General features: G+C 39.6%; 13 protein-coding genes. 7 read left to right on the top strand and 6 right to left on the bottom strand.

Annotated features, from left to right (window positions below):
• Positions 1-379 precede the first annotated feature (379 nt).
• Positions 380-2206, bottom strand: a complete 1827-nt coding sequence (hrmK, locus tag RM368_RS28265; RefSeq protein WP_322697127.1) for a hybrid histidine kinase/response regulator HrmK — start codon at positions 2204-2206, stop codon at positions 380-382.
• Positions 2207-2413: 207 nt separating this feature from the next.
• Here hrmK and RM368_RS28260 point away from each other — a divergent pair, with 207 nt between their 5' ends.
• Positions 2414-3280: a branched-chain amino acid ABC transporter permease gene (locus RM368_RS28260; RefSeq protein ID WP_322697126.1), complete on the top strand. Its 867-nt coding sequence runs from the start codon at positions 2414-2416 to the stop codon at positions 3278-3280.
• 21 nt (positions 3281-3301) lie between these two features.
• Here RM368_RS28260 and RM368_RS28255 read toward each other — a convergent pair whose 3' ends face one another.
• Entirely contained in the window at positions 3302-3439 is a 138-nt protein-coding gene (locus RM368_RS28255; RefSeq protein WP_322649390.1) for a photosystem I protein PsaX, read from the bottom strand.
• Positions 3440-3687: 248 nt separating this feature from the next.
• Positions 3688-4608 carry a lipoyl synthase gene (gene lipA, locus RM368_RS28250; RefSeq protein ID WP_322697125.1) on the bottom strand — a complete coding sequence of 307 codons (921 nt, stop codon included), beginning with the start codon at positions 4606-4608 and terminating at the stop codon, positions 3688-3690.
• 234 nt (positions 4609-4842) lie between these two features.
• On the opposite strand from lipA, the gene RM368_RS28245 reads away from it, so the two are divergent.
• Positions 4843-5493: a response regulator gene (locus tag RM368_RS28245; protein WP_322697124.1), complete on the top strand. Its 651-nt coding sequence runs from the start codon at positions 4843-4845 to the stop codon at positions 5491-5493.
• A gap of 386 nt (positions 5494-5879) precedes the next feature.
• Complete coding sequence (locus tag RM368_RS28240; RefSeq protein WP_322697123.1) at positions 5880-11558, top strand: AAA family ATPase; 5679 nt, start codon at positions 5880-5882, stop codon at positions 11556-11558.
• 98 nt (positions 11559-11656) lie between these two features.
• Here RM368_RS28240 and RM368_RS28235 read toward each other — a convergent pair whose 3' ends face one another.
• Positions 11657-13054 (bottom strand): cytochrome P450, encoded by a 1398-nt coding sequence (locus tag RM368_RS28235; protein WP_322697122.1) that lies wholly within the window; start codon positions 13052-13054, stop codon positions 11657-11659.
• A 157-nt stretch (positions 13055-13211) separates the two neighbouring features.
• On the bottom strand, positions 13212-14246 hold the full coding sequence (locus tag RM368_RS28230; protein ID WP_322697121.1) for a terpene synthase family protein: 1035 nt from the start codon (positions 14244-14246) through the stop codon (positions 13212-13214).
• A 778-nt stretch (positions 14247-15024) separates the two neighbouring features.
• On the opposite strand from RM368_RS28230, the gene RM368_RS28225 reads away from it, so the two are divergent.
• The 4 genes from RM368_RS28225 to RM368_RS28210 all read left to right on the top strand — a co-directional run bounded on the left by RM368_RS28225 (position 15025) and on the right by RM368_RS28210 (position 18778).
• Positions 15025-16344: a response regulator gene (locus RM368_RS28225; protein WP_322697120.1), complete on the top strand. Its 1320-nt coding sequence runs from the start codon at positions 15025-15027 to the stop codon at positions 16342-16344.
• A gap of 42 nt (positions 16345-16386) precedes the next feature.
• Positions 16387-16515 carry a hypothetical protein gene (locus RM368_RS28220; RefSeq protein WP_322697119.1) on the top strand — a complete coding sequence of 43 codons (129 nt, stop codon included), beginning with the start codon at positions 16387-16389 and terminating at the stop codon, positions 16513-16515.
• A 251-nt stretch (positions 16516-16766) separates the two neighbouring features.
• On the top strand, positions 16767-17309 hold the full coding sequence (locus tag RM368_RS28215; protein ID WP_322697118.1) for a methanogen output domain 1-containing protein: 543 nt from the start codon (positions 16767-16769) through the stop codon (positions 17307-17309).
• An 86-nt stretch (positions 17310-17395) separates the two neighbouring features.
• Positions 17396-18778, top strand: a complete 1383-nt coding sequence (locus tag RM368_RS28210; RefSeq protein WP_322697117.1) for an ATP-binding protein — start codon at positions 17396-17398, stop codon at positions 18776-18778.
• Positions 18779-18872: 94 nt separating this feature from the next.
• On the opposite strand, the gene RM368_RS28205 is transcribed toward RM368_RS28210, so the two are convergent.
• Complete coding sequence (locus tag RM368_RS28205) at positions 18873-20477, bottom strand: NAD(P)H-quinone oxidoreductase subunit N (RefSeq protein WP_322697116.1); 1605 nt, start codon at positions 20475-20477, stop codon at positions 18873-18875.
• Positions 20478-20514 lie beyond the last annotated feature (37 nt).

Genomic DNA, 20514 nt, shown 5'->3' with positions numbered 1-20514 from the left:
TATCTTGATTCGACCACTTTAGCTGGTAATTTCTTTTTAAAAAATCACCTAAGCTTTCTATTTCAAAGTACCTGGCTTGAGGATCAATGTTAATCATGGCTTGCTATCTGGCGCTAGCTTATATTACATGATTACACGTAAATGTGCTTATTAAGCAAAGTATTGCTCAAAAGCATTAAAATTTTATTAAAAATAGCAGTTTGTAGTTGAGTCCAATACAGACCCCAACCCTTTCCCTTCAAAGGAAGGAGAGTAAGACTCAAAGCTTCTCTCCTCGTAGGAGAGAGGTCAAAACTGTACTGCACCCAAGCGATAACCGTTATATTGGCTTTATTTAATTTTTGGGAAACGCAAATACAGCAAAATCCTTGCAAAATTATCAATCGGCTGAAGTTGGTGGTTTACTGTACTTAGCCACCAGACGGGCTAAAAGTGGTAAATCAATTGGTTTAGAAATATAGTCATTAACTCCAGCCGCTAGACAGGTTTCGCGATCGCCTTTCATCGCCATTGCTGTTTGAACAATTACCGGAATCGTTCGATATTGCTGATGTTCTCGCAGTTGTTGTACCAAGTTAAGACCATTTTCATCTGCCAAACAAACATCCATTAAAATTACCGCTGGATCTAGCTGTGTTAGAGCTTCCCACATCTCGTCAGCATTCTTAACCCAAGTCACCTGATATCCCAATTTACGTAAATAAATTTGTATTAGATCGGCGTTGGGTAAATCATTTTCTACCAGCAAAATCTCTACAGAGGAACTAGGTGTCAAAGGCACAGGAAATAAGGAAGATTTTGCTTCCCCTGCTTCCTCATCTACCCTTACTTCCATCTCTTGTTTAAGAGGAAGTACAAGAGTAAAACGGGAACCACGATCTATTTCCGATTCAACTTTCACCGAACCACCGTGAATTTGGGCGAGTTTCTGAGTCACTGCTAAACCCAAACCAGTACCTTCAATACCATCTGCTACGGCCTTGGCAATTTGGAAATATGGCTGAAACAGTTGAACTTGGTCTTCTTGGGAAATGCCAGTGCCAGTATCCCAAACTGTAAAATGCACAAATACACCTTTAGAAGCAATCTTTAAGCCAACACTTCCAATACTTGTAAACTTTAGGGCGTTGAAGAGTAAATTCAACAACATTTGCTTGAGTCGTAAGGGGTCAGCTACTAAGGTTGTAATATCAGGTTCAAGTTCTAGACACAGTTTCAAACCTTTATTAGCAGCTTTCTCTTTCACCAATGCCAAAACATTGCCACACAATATTGGCACATCTATTGTTTCCCACTGTACTTCTAGCTGATTTGCTTCAATTTTAGAGAGATCCAAAATATCGTTAATCAGAGCTAGTAAGTGTTTACCGCTAGACTGAATAATATTTAAATACTCTTGCTGCCGTTCTTTAGTTGGTTCGTATCCTGGAGCTAAAAGCAGATGGGTAAACCCAATAATGGAACCAAGCGGTGTGCGAATTTCGTGGCTGGTGTTTGCCAGAAACTGATTTTTCAGTTGATTGGTGCGCTCCAATTCTTGATTAGAGTTACTTAACTGTTGACACCGTTGCGACCAAGACAGGATGTGCCTAAGTTGTACTAAGGCTGTACTACAGCATTTGGCAGACCTTGGCATCAATTGCGATCTGAGTTGAACTTGCGATTCTATGAACGACTCATGATGAGAACTTAGGGGTGCTGTGGCAAGAATTAGCCAACCGAGAACACTGCCAGAATCATCCGCCAACCGCCAAGCGCTCGGTAGTTGCTGATTCTCAAGCTGTTGCAAATCTTCAATTTTTATGACTTCTTGCAATCTCAACAGCAGCTTTTTTTCTGCTGTCAGCACTTCTAGAAAGAGTGGTGAATTTGGGGATGGAGAACGAGAAACATAGCAAACTGTGGCAACAGTTTCTTGTGGTTGACACATAGCGATGCCTACGGCACATTCTGTAAGTGCCAGATTACTGCTGTGAACAGCACTGTTAATCTCGTTAATCACGGTTTGGAAAATTTCCGCTTGTGCTGCTTCTGCCTGTGGGACAGTGTTACAAGCAGAAAGCAAGCAATCATTAAGGCGACTTTGCAACTGGTTTAAGCTGCTCTCCAGCCACAGCTGCGCGCGAAGTTGCTCAATTGTTGTCAAAAGTTTTGGCGTTGCATCTATCAGTGATTTCTGGTCTGGTAAGCTTGAATACTGCTGCATGGTCAACTAGACCGCTGAACAAGTTTGGCTACGTATAAAAATCCCAACAGGATTTTATGTATATTAGCGGACAATTCTTTTTTATTTATAAACGATAACTTATGTTGTTATAAACCATAACTTATGATGTCGAGTTTAGCAGCTAGTCCAAAAAAAAATTATTGTATGAACCACTAACCTAAAATTTTTCAACGCAACTGAAAACTTATGGATGCACAATTCGCCCAACTAATCGTGAATGGGATTGCGGTGGGGAGCATTATTGCTCTAGCCGCAGTCGGACTGACTCTTACTTATGGAATTTTACGACTATCGAACTTTGCTCATGGTGACTTTCTCACTTTAGGAGCCTATCTAACTTGGCTGATAAACACTATTGGAGTCAATATTTGGCTGTCGATGATTTTGGCGGCGGCGGGAACAGTAGCAGCAATGCTGTTATCGGAAAAGTTACTGTGGTCAAAGATGCGCTCTATCCGTGCTACTTCCACTACGCTGATTATTATTTCTATTGGACTTGCCTTATTTCTTCGCAATGGAATTATTTTTATCTGGGGTGGCAGGAACCAAAATTATAATTTACCTGTTACTCCGGCTTTAGATATTTTGGGTTTAAAGATACCGCAAAATCAATTATTGGTATTAGGGTTGGCGGTGCTAGCAATTTTGGCGCTGCATTATCTGCTGCAAAATACCAAAATTGGTAAGGCGATGCGAGCAGTTGCCGACGATCTGGATCTAGCTAGAGTTTCAGGTATCAATGTTGACCGAGTTATTTTTTGGACTTGGGTAATTGCTGGCACGATTACGTCATTGGGCGGCAGTATGTATGGGTTAATTACAGCGGTGCGCCCGAATATGGGTTGGTTTTTAATATTACCATTATTTGCCTCAGTAATACTTGGGGGGATTGGCAACCCCTACGGTGCGATCGCAGCAGCTTTTATCATTGGCATCGTCCAAGAAATCAGCACTCCTTGGCTGGGTTCCCAGTATAAACAAGGTGTCGCACTGTTAATCATGATTTTGGTGCTGCTCATTCGTCCCAAAGGTTTATTCAAAGGAACGATTTGAGCAGCACCTATCCACTTCTAACTACTCAATAATGTGGAAATACCAGGCTGCTACCAGGAAATTGATAGCTAACAAGAACAGTGCCCAGCCTGTGCGATAGGCGTAGGGAGGTTTAGCTCCACTGTCGGCAACTGGTAAATCTTTGTTTTTAGCAGTCATAATGCGATTCTCCTTATGTCATGACTTTTAAAGAAATACCAAACTGGTGTACCAAATACTCAAATTCTTTAAGAATATTTGTGTGAAGTTAAGAATTGGGTATTGGGCATGGGGCATGGGGCATTGGGCATGGGGTATGGGGCATTGGGCATGGGGCATGGGGCATTGGGGATTAGTTATTCCATTCCTGCTTTCCTTGCTTCCCCTGCTTCCCCTGCTTCCCTTGCTTCCCCTGCTCCCCCCACTCCCTACTCCCCACTCCCCACTCCCTCCTCTCCAGCATGATAGGAACTGCGAACCAGAGGGCCAGAACGAACATGGTTGAATCCCATTTCCCATGCTAATCTGCCAAGCCGATCGAATTCCTCTGGAGTCCAATATTTTTGGACTGGCAAATGTTCTAAAGAAGGACGCATATACTGCCCGATAGTCAAGCGATCGCATCCCACAGCCCTTAAATCAGCCATTGCTTCAATGACTTCATCAACTGTTTCTCCGTGTCCCAGCATCAAACCTGATTTGGTGGGAATTGTCGAATCGATTTCTTTAACCGTAGCCAGCACCAAGAGGGAGCGATCGTATTTGGCTCCCCGGCGCACTGGCCCAGTTAACCGTCGCACTGTCTCAATATTGTGATTAAAACAAGCTGGTTTGGCTTTGACAATCATCGCTATCCGCTGGCGTTGACCTTCTTCACCAACACCAGCACCACCCCAAAAATCTGGGGTTAGCACTTCAATTTGAGTCTCAGGGTTCAATTGGCGGATAGTCGCGATCGTCTCGACAAAATGCCCTGCACCTCGATCGGGCAAGTCATCACGGGCTACAGAAGTCAGCACCACATAACGCAATCCCAAAAGCTGCACCGCCTGGGCAACCTTTTCAGGTTCCTCTAAATCAAGAGGCATTGGTGCATGACCTTTATCTACTTGACAGAAAGCACAAGAGCGCGTGCATGTAGGCCCCATTAGCAAAAAAGTTGCAGTTTTTTGGGCATAGCACTCTCCGCGGTTAGGGCAGCGTCCTTCTTCACAAATCGTGTGAATTTGGCGCTGCTTAATAATGCGTTGTACGGTAGAGATTTCACTGGCTTTACCAATCGGGCGACGTAACCAGCTAGGCATTGCCATAATTTCAGACTTTAGGTCGGCTTGTTGTGACGAAATCATAGACATCCAAGCAAGATGCGGATATAGATGTAGTGGTCTGTTGATTAAATATCACAATGACACAAATTTAAAAGAGTGCAAGCAAAAGTTTTGCAAAACACTTCTAACAATGTCATTTATACCGAAATATACTATCCCCCAATTGCTAGAAATTATGTATATAGTGGGAGGATTCTCAAGGACAATCGGCAAAGCCGCTATTTACACTTATAGTTTCTGTTAGAGCAAACAGTCGTGGCAAGCAACAAGATTTTAGTTATCGATGACACTACAGTTGTCAGGGTAAAAGTACGAGAAATGTTGCCTCCGGGCAATTTTGAGGTACTGGAAGCAAAAGACGGTGTGGAAGGACTAAATTTCATTCTTCAGGAAAAACTCAGCCTGATTATGCTGGATTTCCTGTTGCCTAAAATGAGTGGCTGGGAGGTTTTCCAGAAAGTTCAAGCCGATCCAGAGTTAAGGAAAATTCCTTTAGTGATCATGTCTGGTCGCAAGGAAGAGGTGACTGAGAAAATCACAGAACCATTTGAATATTTTGAATTTCTGGGCAAACCTTTCGATCAGAAACAACTAATTGGTGCAATTAAGCTAGCTATGGCCAAGGCAAAACAGCCACGCCCAGAACTAGTCTCAGTAGGAGCAGCGGTTGCCGTAAAAAATGGCACAGTAGCAACCTCTGGTGTCGCCAATGGTACGGTAGTAGCTCCTAGCGTTGCAAACTCTAGTGTCACAGCCCCCAGCATCACAACCCCCAGTACTGGAGGAGTCTCCGAAGCAGAAATTAATGCATTGAATGAGAAAATTGTCAAAATGCAAGCAGAAATTGATGGTTTGAAGAAACAGCTTACTCAGGTTGTGACTTTTATTAAACAAAAAATCAAGTAGTATTTGTGCTCGTTATTATTATCGCAGCCAAAAATACACCATCTATACTGGTGTCCGATTAAAAGCGGATAAAAATAGTTAGTTCAAAAACACTTATGTTGATAAATCATCATTATTTAGTGAGGTACAGCTTGACCTAAGCCCGGTAAAGCTGTACTTTATCTTCCCTCTTAGTAAGTTCAAAGAAGGGTTGTGTTGAGATTTCGATATGTACTTCACTTGATGAGAAAACATACAGTTTAAGATTCAGATATTTAGTAATAAAAATATATTAAAAGTCATATTTTCTAATACAAATTAAACAAAAAAATCCTCTTTCATGATGAGGATAGTCTTTGCACGGGAATAATAAGCCATAGAAACAATAATTATGAGCATAGCCCGCAATGTTAGTAGTATTAGATACATTATATTCGTTTCCTGGTTATCGCATTACTGAACAAATCTACTCAGGCAGTAAAACTCTAGTTTATCGAGGTATTAGAGAAGAAAACCAAAAATCAGTCGTTCTCAAATTGATGCGGAATGAATATCCTACCTTTGCGGAAATAGCTCAGTTCCGAAATCAATATATCATCACCAAAAACCTCGATTTTCCTGGCATAGTCAAAACCTATAGCTTAGAAAATTACCGTAACAGCTATGTTTTGGTGATGGAAGACTTTGGTGGCATTTCCCTCCAAAACTGGCGAATAGAGGGCAAAGGAAAAAAGGAAAACTGGCTTTCCCTGAACGAGTTTTTCCACATTGCGATTAAAATTGCTTCTACCCTAGAAAGACTGCATCGCGATCGCATCATTCATAAAGATATCAAGCCTGCCAACATCCTCATAAACCCTAGCACAGATGAAATCAAACTCATCGACTTTAGTATTGCCACCCTTCTGCCAAGAGAAATTCAATTTCTCACAAATCCCAACATCTTAGAAGGTACTCTGGCTTACATTTCCCCAGAACAAACTGGCAGGATGAACCGAGGTATTGACTACCGCACTGATTTTTATTCCCTCGGTGTCACCTTCTTTCAGCTCCTCACCGGACAGTTACCTTTCACCAGCAAAGATCCGACGGAGTTAGTTTACTCTCACATTGCCAAACAACCGCCAAGAGCCAGTCGGATTAACTCCGACATTCCGCTAATTTTGTCTGACATCATCAGCAAGCTGATGGCAAAAAATGCCGAAGACCGCTATCAGAGTGCTTTGGGGTTAAAGCATGACTTGGAGGTGTGCCAAAGCCAGTGGCAAGAAACAGGAAATATTGCACCCTTTAAACTCGGTGTGAGAGACATCTCTGACCGTTTCGTAATTCCCGAAAAACTCTACGGTCGCCAAAGTGAAGTTGAAACTCTACTTGCTGCTTTTAAGCGTGTGACAGACGGGGCAACAGAAATGATATTAGTTGCAGGTTTCTCTGGCATTGGCAAAACTGCCGTGGTTAATGAAGTCCACAAACCTATTGTGCGGCAGCGTAGTTACTTCATCAAAGGAAAATTTGACCAGTTTCAACGTGACATTCCTTTGTCAGGATTAGTGCAAGCCTTTCGGGACTTAATTGGGCAACTGCTCTCAGAAACTGATGCTCAAATTCAACAATGGAAATCCAAAATTCTGCGGGAATTAGGTACACAAACACAGGTGATTATTGATGTCATTCCTGAACTCGAACAGATTATTGGTAAACAACCTCAGGTTACAGAACTCTCTGGCAGCGCTGCCAAAAATCGTTTCAATTTATTGTTTCAAAAATTCATCCAAATCTTTACAACTAAAGAACATCCCCTAGTTATCTTTCTCGATGACTTGCAATGGGCAGATACAGCTTCTTTGAAATTAATTCAGTTATTAATGTGTGAAAGTATGTTGTCTTCTATTTCAGAAGAGACAGAACAGATGCGTGAAACAAAAGGAGGTTTCTTATTAGTTGGTTCCTATCGAGATAATGAAATTTCCAAGGCACATCCGCTTTCTTTGACACTACAGGAGATTCAAAAAGCAGGAGTAATCATTAATACAATTACTTTAGCACCTTTAAATCAGGGCGATTTAAATCATCTAATTGCTGAGACACTTCATTGTCCAGAATTGGTTGCTGTTCCTCTCACCCAGATGGTGTTTGCTAAAACTAAAGGCAACCCCTTCTTTTCTGTTCAATTTCTCAAAACTTTATATGATGATGGGCTAATTGTATTAAATTTTGATGTTGGTTATTGGCAATATGATATTTCCAGAGTTAAAGATTTAGCTCTCACGGATGATGTAGTAGAATTTATCGGACTGCAAATAGAAAAATTGCCAATATATACCCAAAAAGTTTTGAAACTGGCTGCTTGTATTGGGAATCAGTTTGACTTAAAAACTCTGGCGATCGTTAATGAAAAATCTGTAGTAGATACAGCATCAGATTTGTGGCAAGCATTACTTGATGGGCTAGTTTTACCACAAGCTGAAAATTACAGCATTTTTTCAAAAGATAATACTAATCAAGAATTTATTGTTGATGGAATAGAATCTACACAATGTTCAAATTCTAATTTACAGCTACCCAAGTATAAATTTGTCCATGATAGAGTGCAGCAAGCCGCTTATTCTTTAATTCCTGAAGAACAAAAAAAGCCAATTCACTTAAAAATTGGGCTACTGTTATTGAACAATATTCCTGTTGCAAAACAGGAAGAAAAAATTTTTGAGCTTGTGAATCAGTTTAATATCGCAGTAGAATTTATCTCCCCTCAAGCTAAACGAGATGAACTGGCCCAGATGAATCTAATTGCTGGACGTAAGGCTTTAGCATCAACAGCTTATCCCGCTGCTGTTAAGTATTTAACTATCGGCATCCAATTGCTGGCAAGTGATAGTTGGGAGACTAAATATCAACTAATCCTAGCTTTGTATGAGACAGGAGCAGAGGCTGCGTATCTAGCTGGCGACTTTAGGCAAATGGAGCAATTAGTAGAAGTAGTGTTGGCACGAGCAAAAACACTGCTAGAAAAAGTAAAAGTTTATGAAGTCAAAATTAAAGCTTATGGAGCGCAAAACCAAGCACTAGAATCTGTCAGGACTGCACTAAGTGTTCTAAAATTGTTGGAAGTTGAGTTGCCCGAAAATCCCAGCCAGTCAGATATTCAGCTAGCGATCGCTGAACTAAGATTAAATTTAAATGGAAAGCGGATTGAGGATTTAATTGATCTGCCAGAAATGACGGCAGAACAAACATTGGTAGTTATGCGGATTCTATCGAATGCGCTTTTTTTCGCCTATGCAGTTACTCCTGAACTTTTTTTCCTGATTGTTCTTAAACAAATCAACTTATCGCTCAAATATGGCAATGCCCCCTTGTCTGCCTTTGCATACGTTCTTTACGGAACGATCCTCTGTAGTGAAAAGGGAGATATTCAGTCTGGCTATGATTTTGGCAAACTGGCTTTAAGTTTGGTGGCTAAGTACAATGCTAAAGAAGTTGAAGCAAAAGTTATGGAGGTATTTCATGCAGGTATCCGTCATTGGAAGGAGCATCCTAAGGAAACATTAAATACTGTACTAGAAGCTTACTCTCTAGCGATAGAAACAGGAGATTTAGAATTTGCAGCTTTATTTCTTCAGTTTTATTGCTTCTGTTGTTATTCTATTGGTAGAGAACTTACAGGGCTGGAACGCGAGATAGCAAACTACAGCAATGCTTTGAAGCAAATCAAGCAAGAAAGAGCGTTTAACTGGAATTGTATCTATCAACAAAGTGTCTTAAATTTACTGGGGTTTGTAGAAAATCCTTGTCGTTTAATTGGTGCAGCCTATGATGAGGAGAAAATGCTGCCACTGCATTTGGAAGCCAAGGATGGAATCGGACTTTTATATCTATATTTTCATAAACTACATTTATGCTACTTATTTCAGCAGTTCCCTCAAGCAGCTGAAAATGCCACCCTAGCTGAAAAGTATTTAGATAGTGGTACAGGACAACTAGTTGTTCCTGTTTTCTATTTTTACGATTCTCTGGCCAAACTGGCGGTGTACGTTGATGCACCTGATTCAGAGCAAAAGCGTATTCTCGATCGGGTGCAAGCTAATCAGGAAAAGATGCAATATTGGGCATATCATGCCCCAATGAATAATTGCCATAAATTTTATTTGGTAGAAGCAGAAAGGTATCGAGTTGAAGGGAAATATTTTGAAGCAATGGAAGAATACGACCGTGCTATCTCCCTAGCTGAAGAGCATGACTACAAGAATGAAGTAGCTTTAGCTCAGGAACTTGCAGCTAAATTTTATCTAAAATGGGGCAAACAGAAAATTGCCCAAACCTACTTAATTGATGCCTATTATGGATACGTTAATTGGGGAGCAAAAGCCAAAGTTGACGATTTAGTAAAACGCTATCCCCAATTACTCACTCCTATATCCCAGCAACAAAAACTGAGTATCCCTGCTAGCGAGGAAAGCGCTTCTTTCAATAGCATATCTATATCATCTTTATCTACCCTAAGTAATCAACAAACTGTTATTGGCTCGAAGACAAGTATTTCTGATTCTCTGGATTTAGCCGCATTCATTAAAGCATCTCACGCACTCTCTGGAGAAATCGAGCTTGAGCGACTACTTTCTACTTTAATGGAAGTTGTTATGGAGAATGCAGGAGCTTCTAGATGCGCTTTAATTTTGAGTGAAGGTGATAACTTAGCATTAACTGTCACAGCAGTTTGTTCAAGTTCAAATTTTGAGCATACCTATACTGAGTTTCCATCAACTTGCCTTGAATCAAGCTACGATGTTCCCATTACTTTGATTAACTATGTTAAACGCTCTAGAGAAATCTTGGTTATTGATGATCCAATAGCTGTTTCTTTTCTAGCAAGTGATAGTTATATCACTAGTGAAAAACCTAAGAGCTTATTGTCTATACCTCTTCTAAATCAAGGTAAATTAATTGGGATTCTTTACCTAGAAAATCGTCTGACAACAGGAGCATTTACACGCGATCGCATAGAAGTTCTCAAACTTCTCACCACTCAAGCAGCAATATCCCTAGAGAATGCTATTCTTTATAAAAACTTGGCACAAGCTAAAGAAAGCTTGGAAGAATACAACCATACCCTAGAGAGAAAGGTTCAGGAAAGAACCCAAGAACTCAATGATAAAAATCAATGTTTACAACAAACTTTACAAGAATTGCAAAGTACCCAAATCCAATTAATTCAAAGTGAAAAAATGTCTTCTTTGGGACAAATGGTAGCGGGAATTGCTCATGAAATAAATAACCCGATTAACTTTATTCATGGCAATATCAATCATGCAAGCGAGTATGTCCAAGAGTTGCTGGATTTGATAGTTATTTATCAGCAAGAATATCCCCATCCATCTCCTCTAATTGAAGAGAAATCTGAGGAGATTGACATAGATTTTTTATCAGAAGACCTTCTCAAGATTCTAGATTCCATGAAAGTAGGGAGTTCGCGTATCCGAAATATTGTTTTGGGCTTACGTAACTTTTCTCGCTTAGATGAAGCTGAAATGAAACCTGTAGATGTTCATGAGGGAATAGACAACACCTTAATGATTTTGCAGCACCGACTGAAACCAAATAGCAATTTACTAGAAATTGAAGTCATCAAAAAATATGGACAATTACCGGAAGTTATTTGTTACCCTGGTCAACTAAATCAGGTATTTATGAATATTCTGAGTAATGCAATTGATGCTTTAGAAGAGTTATTTATCATAGATCATCCATCATTAGTAAACGAGCGAGAAGAATTAACAAATGATATAGATACGTCACCCACTTCTCATCGTGTACGACAAATTCACATTTTTACTGAACTAACAAATTCTAATACGGCAATAATTCGGATTACTGATAACGGTTCTGGCATGACAAAAGCCGTGCAGCAGAAAATATTTGACCCATTTTTTACCACCAAGTCAGTAGGAAGTGGTACGGGTTTAGGGTTGTCAATTAGCTACCAGATTGTCGTGGACAAACACAAAGGTAGTTTAACCTGTAATTCTACACCGGGAAAAGGGACTGAGTTTACTATTGAGATACCAATGCAACAGTTAGAGGGTTAGATGAGTAATTGATCGAGTCCAAATCTAAGAGTACTAAAAACGCAGTTTTTGTGAAAAGCTGCGTTTATAATATTTATTAAAATCGCTCTGACAGATTATTAAAAGACCGATGTGGATGTAGTTGTCATATTCACTCGAGGCTCTTCACGCACATGTCGTCCTGTAACTACCATCTTCACCCCATTAGCAGGCGCAAGTGCAAAACCTCGACGTTGAGGATGCTCTGGCCGCTTACCAGCTAGAGCAAGTTGATAGCCTGACAGTACTTTTGCTAATACTAGCTTCATTTCAAACATAGCCAAAGCTTCACCTATACAGCGACGAACTCCACCACCAAAGGGCAAAAATTCATAAGTAGAAAATTCGTGTTCTAAAAAGCGTTCTGGTTTAAATTGCTGATGCTGCGGATATAAATCCTCACGCTGATGAGTCAGGTAAATACTGGGAACCAGTAATGCTCCAGAAGCTAAAGGATGTCCTAGTAGTTCACAGGGTTCTTGGACTATCCTGGGGAACGCGAACATTGCGATCGGGTGAATTCGCAATGTTTCATTACAAACAGCTGTGAGATAAGGTAGTTGGAAAATGCTCATGGGATCTGGGGAATCACCGAGGGAATCAAGTTCTTGAAGCAATTTCTCTCGGACTTTCGGTAAATGATGAATCCAATACAATCCCCAAGCCATTGCTGTTGCCACTGTTTCATGTCCTGCTACCATCAGTGTCATCAAATCATCACGCAACTCTTGATCTGTCATCGGATTACCCGCTTCATCCCGCGCTAACATCAGCAAGGATAAAATATCGATGCGATCTGGATTGGGTTCTTCCCGGCGTTGGGCAATTTCAGCGTAAAGCAATTCATAAATTTGTTGCCGTTGACGCAGAAACCATCCCCAAGGACTCCAAGCTCCTAAATCTTGTTGCAGGAAGGGGAAAAAAAGGAAGCTAGAAGTAAAGGGTGAGCTAAAGAGATCCAAAAGCAACGCCATTAAGCGCTTGATTTTGTCGTAACGTCCTCCCTTATGCAAGCCAAAAATAGCTTGTAAAATGATTTGCAGAGAAATTTCCTGCATTGCAGTACGAGCTAAGAAGGGCTGATTTAGTGGTAACTGGCTAAAGACTTGTTCGGTGAGATTAGAAATCAAAGAGCCGTAGGCTCGCATTCTGTCGCCATGAAAGGAAGGCATTGTGAGTTTTCGCCGCCGTTTATGGTGTTCACCGTTCAGCATGAGGAGTGAATATTCCCCGGCTAAGGGTTCAAATATTTTGTTCCCTCTGCCAACGAATAAAAACTTCTTCCGATCGTTAGTGAAAATTTCCTTAATTGCTTGAGGATGGTTCACAAAAACCACAGTCTCCCCAAAACCAATTACCTCAGCAGTAAAAATGTCAGGATATTGGTGAGCTGCATTTTCCATAAAACTAACGGGGTCTGCAACCCACTGGATTTTCTGGAGCAAAGGGGGAGTTTTTAGTGGGTTAGGTAGTTGCATTTGATTTTTCATACTGAAATTGCGTTATTTTTGTATTGTTAGTTATAGGGTAATATTGATTAACTTTGAAGCAGTAAAATTCTAGATGCTCCCAACACCTTTAAAAAAATCGTTAGGAGCATCGTGAAAAATATTCTCTGAGATAGTATATTTTTACTTATGATGGTAGTAAAACTTTCATGTTTGAAAGTACTTGCATATTGCTTTGAGATTTATCTAGCTCTAAAGTTTCTACTAACTCCAGTCTTTCTATAGTTTGATAGCGATCGGAATTAAAATACCAATCTAGATTGCCCCGTATCCAGGCATACATTCCTGAAATATACTTTGTAAGTTCAGCATCTACTTCTTCTCCAAAAGATGGCAGACATGCTTCTAGTTCGATCAGTTCTCGTACTTCTCGATCGTGGATATCGACTGCACGCTTAATCGCTATTTCTAGAGGTAGTTGCTGTTGATAGTACAATACTAATACTAGATTGTGAACATCACCACTTGCCATTTCTCTAAAGTACGAAAAGATATCATTACACCAGGCAAGAATATTAATTGTCTTCTCCTTGAGTTTTTTGAAAATCTCGTGCTGTCGTAAAATATCAGGAATCAGCAATTGATCGCAGAATTCAATCAATACTACGGTAAGATCCCCCGCCGAACTTAAGTTTCGTATTCTGATATAAGTATCAATATCCGGTATTATTTCCTGTGCGCGGTTACTTGCTTCCTGTACACATCCAGCGAAGTATTCCTCAAAGCTAAAAACAAAGTGATGGAACCATTTTATGCTCCCTATTTGGAGCATCCGTTGTCGTAGGTCACTTAAAGCATAGCTAAGGTGTATATCCTTGCTTGTAAGTTCTGCTCCATTTAGTACTTCAATAAATCTTTGGTGAAAAAGCTTAAGTGCTTCAGGTTGTTGGCCTAAATCTGACATATCACATTGGTCATCCCAAATAAACAGCCAACTGAACAAGTCACTGGCAATCTTTATTTTTTCTAGATTGCAGTAAGGATAAGCACCTGCTACGAGCTTGAAAAAATTTGACTTGGTGAAACGTCGATAAACTGATTCATTTGCCAGTAGGTTAAAGCGAGTTACCCATTCAAGAGCATACTCTTCTAAAACATCAATATGCTTATTGATATGGGATGAAAATGGACAGTATAAATCGGAGGAAAGTAGTTCCTTCATAGAAATATATTAGTTAGAAGTAACTAACATAAAGTACAGGAGAATAAAATCAATAGACTCATAGAGAGCCTATAAAAACTTTTGAAAATAACTCACTGTAACACCATATATATACAGTGTGTAGATCGTATTTACGTCACCGTACTGTTAGTAGTGTGTAAATCTACATGAGTATTTTTAAAGTTAAACAATATTGTTCTATGTTTTAAAAAAAAATAACCGTAAATATACGGTAATTGTCTAAAATGATATTTTTTTATAAAAAAAGTTATATCTAGGAATACTCATGATAAATACTGTTGACTAAATGAAAAAATTAACTTATGACATCAACAATATTTTTCTGGGCTAGCGCTACTTTTATAAAAAGACAAGGGTATAAATAACTAATTTCAGAGCGATCGCCTTTATAAAAAAGGATTTTAAACTTTGGCGTATCGATGTCCATTAACGTGAGTTCGACAAGTCCTTTTTTGACCTCTCCCCCAACCCCTCTCCGACACGGAGAGGGGAGCCAAAACCCTAATTTCTCTTGCTCCTCCCTTTCCCCGTGGGAGAGGGAGGTTGTCCGGGAGAGGTTCATCGAACTCACGTTCCATTAGCGATCGCCCCAACGCAAAGCTATAGGCAATTTAGCGTGAAAATGTTGCTGTTATCAGAGTTTTTGGGAACTATAGGGTTGTCAGACGATAAATTGGCAGCCTGTCTACTAAGAAAATAGAGGGGAATTAGCTGCGATCGCAGAGCAAATAAGAAGAAATAAAATTAATTTAAATATATGAATGAAAAATCAGAAATAAAAATGCTTTATACCCCAGAAGATAGTTTAATTTTAGTGGTAGATGATACTACCACTAATTTAGAAATTGTCTTTAACATATTAAGTAATGCAGGCTTTAAAGTTCTCACAGAAAATGATGGAGAAAAAGCGCTGAAGCAGGTTGAGTTCCAACTTCCCGATTTAATTTTATTAGATGTGATGATGCCAGGAATAGATGGATTTGAAACTTGCAAAAGACTAAAAGAAAGTTCAGCTACTTGTGATATACCCGTAATTTTTATGACAGCTAATTCTGATACTCATAGTAAGGTAAAGGGTCTAAATATAGGGGCAGTTGATTATATCACAAAACCCTTTCATGAAGAAGAATTATTAGCTAGAATAAAAACCCATCTTCAATTACGAAATCTCACAAAAACTTTAGAAAAACGAGTTTTAGAAAGGACATCAGCATTATCTAGGGCATTAAAAGACCTACAAGAGTCTCAACTTCAGCTTGTACAGACGGAAAAAATGTCTGCTCTTGGTCAATTAGTAGCAGGAGTTGCTCATGAAATTAATAATCCAGTTGGTTTTATTCATGGCAATCTTGGACACGCTTCAGTATATTTCCAAAACATGATTAACATTATTGACCTTTATCAGGAACACTATCCTAATCCAGTTCCAGAAATTCAAGAGGAAATTGCAGCTATAGATTTGAAGTATATACTTGCCGATCTACCTAATTTAATTTCCTCAATGAAAGAGGGAATTCAGCGCATTCGCAACATTAGTACCAGCTTGAGAACCTTTTCTCGAGCAGATAGCGATCGCAAAGTGTATTGCAACATTCATGATGGTATAGACAGTACAATTATGATTCTCAAACACCGTTTAAAAGCATCCGAAGATCGACCCGATATTCAAGTAATTAGAGATTACGATATATTGCCAGAATTAGAATGTTTTATCGGACAACTCAATCAAGTATTTATGAATTTATTAGCTAATGCTATTGATGCTTTAGAGGAGTCTAATATAGGACTTACCTATATGGAAATTGATGCAAATCCTAATCAAATTTTGATTCAAACCACTCTCACGGAAGATAAAAATTATATCTCGATTAGGATTAAAGATAATGGTGTGGGAATGTCGGCTGATGTCCAAAAAAAAATCTTTGACTATTTATTCACCACCAAGCCTGTGGGTCAAGGTACAGGATTAGGCTTATCAATTGCTCGTCAGATTGTTGTCGAAAAACATGGAGGAACTCTAGAGGTAAATTCATCAATAGGGCAAGGTTCAGAATTCATCATTAAACTTCCTATTTAATAATTATAATAAGTTACGTTTATTAACATAATACATAAATTTATGTTCGAGGCAGTAGTAAACCACAGTAACGATCCAGATTATCTTGCAGCAGTTAAAGAAGTTCTTCAGCAATGTGCCAGTTCTCTTGCAAAAGATATACTAAAAGCTGGGATTATTGTTGCTGGCTAACCTTTTAAGACTCGATCTAATTCCCCACTCTTGAAGGAGGGTTAGAAAAAATAATGGAGACTTAACCTAGAAGAGACTATGCAAAACCGTAAACTGTCACAACGATAAGGCTCATAATTTCTTATCGACATTTTTTTCATTAGAACCAAAAGCAAACATGAAATTCTCAGAATAAAAAGATTAAGTAGTTACTTTAGAGAAATTTTGGGGAACTCTATAAGTGTACTTCCAAGATTGTATTCTCAAAATTTATGATCGATGTACCCAAGGACTCAATAGCTACGCTTAATCTTTCTTTAGAACGCGACATATTTTTACGTACACTAATCAGAGAATTATCTGGTACTTTGCAGGATGTAGTAGGTTTAAAAGAAGCTTCGGGATTTATTAGCGTTGTTGGTGAAAGGATGGGAAGGCAGATTAACCAAGATTATAAATCTGCCCTAGAGATATCTAACCTTTCTCGTAGGCAGGTAGCTGATGTCTTGATTGATTTAAAAAAACGAATCCAGGGCGATTTTTATGTTATTGAGCAGAATGATGAAAAAATTGTCTTTGGCAACCGTATTTGCCCATTTGGCGACAAAGTACTTAATCGCCCTGCCATGTGCATGATGACTTCAAACGTTTTTGGAACGATCGCAGCTAATAATCTAGGATATGCAAAAGTAGAATTGCAAGAGACAATAGCAGAAGGTAATTCTGGATGTAAAGTTATTGTTTACTTAAAACTTACAGAAGAGGCAGAAGATGCAGAAGGTCGAGAATACTTTAGGGGACTAGAATCTGTGTAAATCCTTCACTATCAAACAAAATAACTCCAGGATTAAGCTGAGTGCAGATATCTAAAGTAGAGTCAAACCGTGAAAGTAGAAGCCCCATGACTCCTGAACAATTTCTTGAATTTGCCAGAGTTTTACCAGAACCTTTACTTCTGGTAAGTGGAGAGGGTCAACTGTTAGCTACCAATCAACCATTAGCAGATATGTTGGGGTTACGCCGTCAAGAATTGCAGGGAAAAATACTTTTTGAAATTGTAACTGAGCCTGCTAACGATATTGTAAAGTATCTGCAAGCTTGTTCAAGTAGCAGGGCAATGGTGATTGGCTCTTTGACTTTACGAAAGAATGATGGACAAACGTTAATATGTCGTAGCCAAGGAGCCGTTATTCAACCTTGGTCTCCTGAATCTTCAGCTTTAATTCTCTTACGCTTGGAAAATAGAACTCTGACCAGCAGTAATTTCGTTCTCTTGAACGAAAAAATTGATGAGTTAGCCAAAGAAATTCAGAGACGAAAACAAGCAGAAGAAGCGCTTAAGAAAGTGAATCAAGAGCTAGAAATTCGGGTCGAGGAACGTACAACTGCTTTACAAGACACATTAAATGAACTACAACTTACGCAAACTCAGCTTATCCAAGCTGAGAAAATGTCTAGTTTAGGCCAGATGGTCGCTGGTATTGCTCATGAAATTAATAACCCCGTGAGTTTTATTTATGGGAACCTTCATCACGCTCATAAATACACTCAGGATTTACTGAAATTAATCGAAGCTTATCAACAAGCTTTTCCAAATACTCTTCCAGAAATCCAACAGCAAGTAGAAGAAATAGACTTAGATTTTTTGATTCAAGATATAACCAAACTCTTCCAATCCATGAAAGTGGGAGCAGAACGCATTCAGGAAATTGTTAAATCACTACGTAATTTTTCCAGGCTGGATGAAGCAGAACTTAAGCAAGTCAATATTCATGAAGGAATTGATAGTACTTTGATGATTTTGGAGCATCGCCTGCAAGCTAGGCATGAGTACCCAGAAATCAAAGTCATCAAAAAATATAGTCAGCTACCAAATGTAACTTGCTATCCTGGTCAACTCAATCAAGTGTTTATGAATATTCTTGCTAATGCAATCGATGCACTGGAAGCATCAGCGCTCAACAGTCAGTATTCAGAAGTAAATACCCAAAAAACTGAAAATCAAAAACTGATAAATAATAATCCCCAAATTCAAATTAAAACTGAGCTAATCGATGAAAAATGGATAGAAGTTAGTATTGCTGATAATGGTTTGGGGATAAATGAACAAGTTCGCTCAAAGCTATTCGATCCGTTTTTTACCACTAAAACTGTGGGTAAAGGTACTGGACTAGGGCTATATATAAGCTATCAAATTATAGTTGAAAAACATAACGGGCAACTTAACTGTTTTTCTGTTCCAGAAAAAGGTGCAGAATTTGTAATTAAAATACCTATTCAATAAGCCTTATAAAATTTAAGTTAAAAGATATAACAACGCCTGTTTGCTAATGAGCAAACAGGCGTGTTTTTGATTACAAAATCTGGTTGAGACTCAGTTATATCTTGGCAGTAGAATCAACATAGGATTCCGACTGACTAACCGAATCTAACTTTGGTAAAAGCAGTGGATTTTCTGCTTTTACATTAGTGTTGATTGTTGCTTGCAAAAATGGGGTATGGGAGATGGAATTGTTAGCCAATGTAAACAGTGGATTTGACAAAATCCCTGCTATGGAAGTGGCAATAAATGTTACCACCAACCCAACCTGCAAAGGTCTTAACCCAGGCAAATCCCAACGCACTTGTGGATAATTCTTCACCGCGTCGGACATTTCATGGGGTTCTTTGACTACCATCATCTTAACTACGCGAATGTAGTAGTAGATGGAGACGACAGTGGTAACTAAGCCTAGCAAAACTAACCAATAAAGTCCTGCTTGCCAACCAGCCCAAAATAAGTAAATCTTGCCGAAAAACCCAGCTAATGGTGGAATACCACCCAAGGAAAGCAGGGAGATACTCAACGCTAGTGTCAAGAGTGGGTCTTTCTGATATAAGCCAGAGTATTCGGCAATCTGGTCGGTTCCCGTCCGCAGTGAGAATAGGATGATGCAGGTAAAGCCGCACAGGTTCATGAACAGGTAAACCAGTAAGTAGAATATCATACTGGCATACCCTGCCTGTGTACCAGCAATCAAGCCAATCATCACAAACCCAGCTTGGGCAATGGATGAATAAGCTAGCATCCGTTTCATGCTGGTTTGGGCTAGCGCGACTACGTTACCCAAAATCATGCTGAGAACAGCAAGAGCTGTGAAGACAAACCTCCACTCGTCAGCAACAAGGGGGAAGGCTGTTGTTAACAAGCGGATGGCTAAAGCAAAACCAGCTGCTTTGGAACCGACAGATAAAAAGGCGATGACTGGGGTGGGAGCGCCTTCGTAAACGTCTGGTGTCCACTGGTGGAAGGGTGCAGCGGAGATTTTGAAGCCGATACCCGCGATCGCAAAAACCAGAGCAATCACTAAACCTAAAGATTGTCCCACTTTTGCTGTGGCAATGCCACTTGCGATCGCACTAAGTTCGGTTTGTCCTCCAGATAGTCCATACAGCAGGGATACACCGTACAAAAATATTGCTGTACTGGAAGCTCCAATTAACAAGTATTTCAGCGCCGCTTCGTTGGAGCGGGGGTCACGCTTGGTATAACCTGTCAACAAGTAAGAGGAAATACTCAGGGTTTCTAGGGAGATGAAAATCATCACCAACTCACTAGCCCCGGATAAAAACATCCCTCCCAAAGTAGCACTCAGCAAAATAGCGAGAAATTCTGCTAAAGAGGTGCCACTCTGCTCAACGTAGCGAATTGACATCAGTATAGTCACAATCGCAGACAAGGCAATAATACCGCGAAAGACGATACTCAAGTCATCACTATTAAAGCCACCGGTAAAACCGATAGGATTGGGAGAGTCCCATTGAAAATATAGGGCGACAATCGAAGCAAATAAACCTGCGATCGCTAGATATCCAATCCAGCGTCCAGATGTACGCCCCAAAATCAAATCAACAATCAAAACCCCCAAGAGGGTGAGAATAACAATCCCCTCTGGTAAAATCGTTCCAGCGTTTAGCTGGGATGCAATATTAGCAAAATCCATGAGATGTATAGGTTTTGGCGATTAGACATTAAGGCTA

The sequence above is a fragment of the Nostoc sp. DedSLP03 genome (assembly GCF_034530815.1).
GTDB lineage: Bacteria > Cyanobacteriota > Cyanobacteriia > Cyanobacteriales > Nostocaceae > Nostoc.
This window is presented reverse-complemented; position numbering and strand designations above follow the sequence as displayed.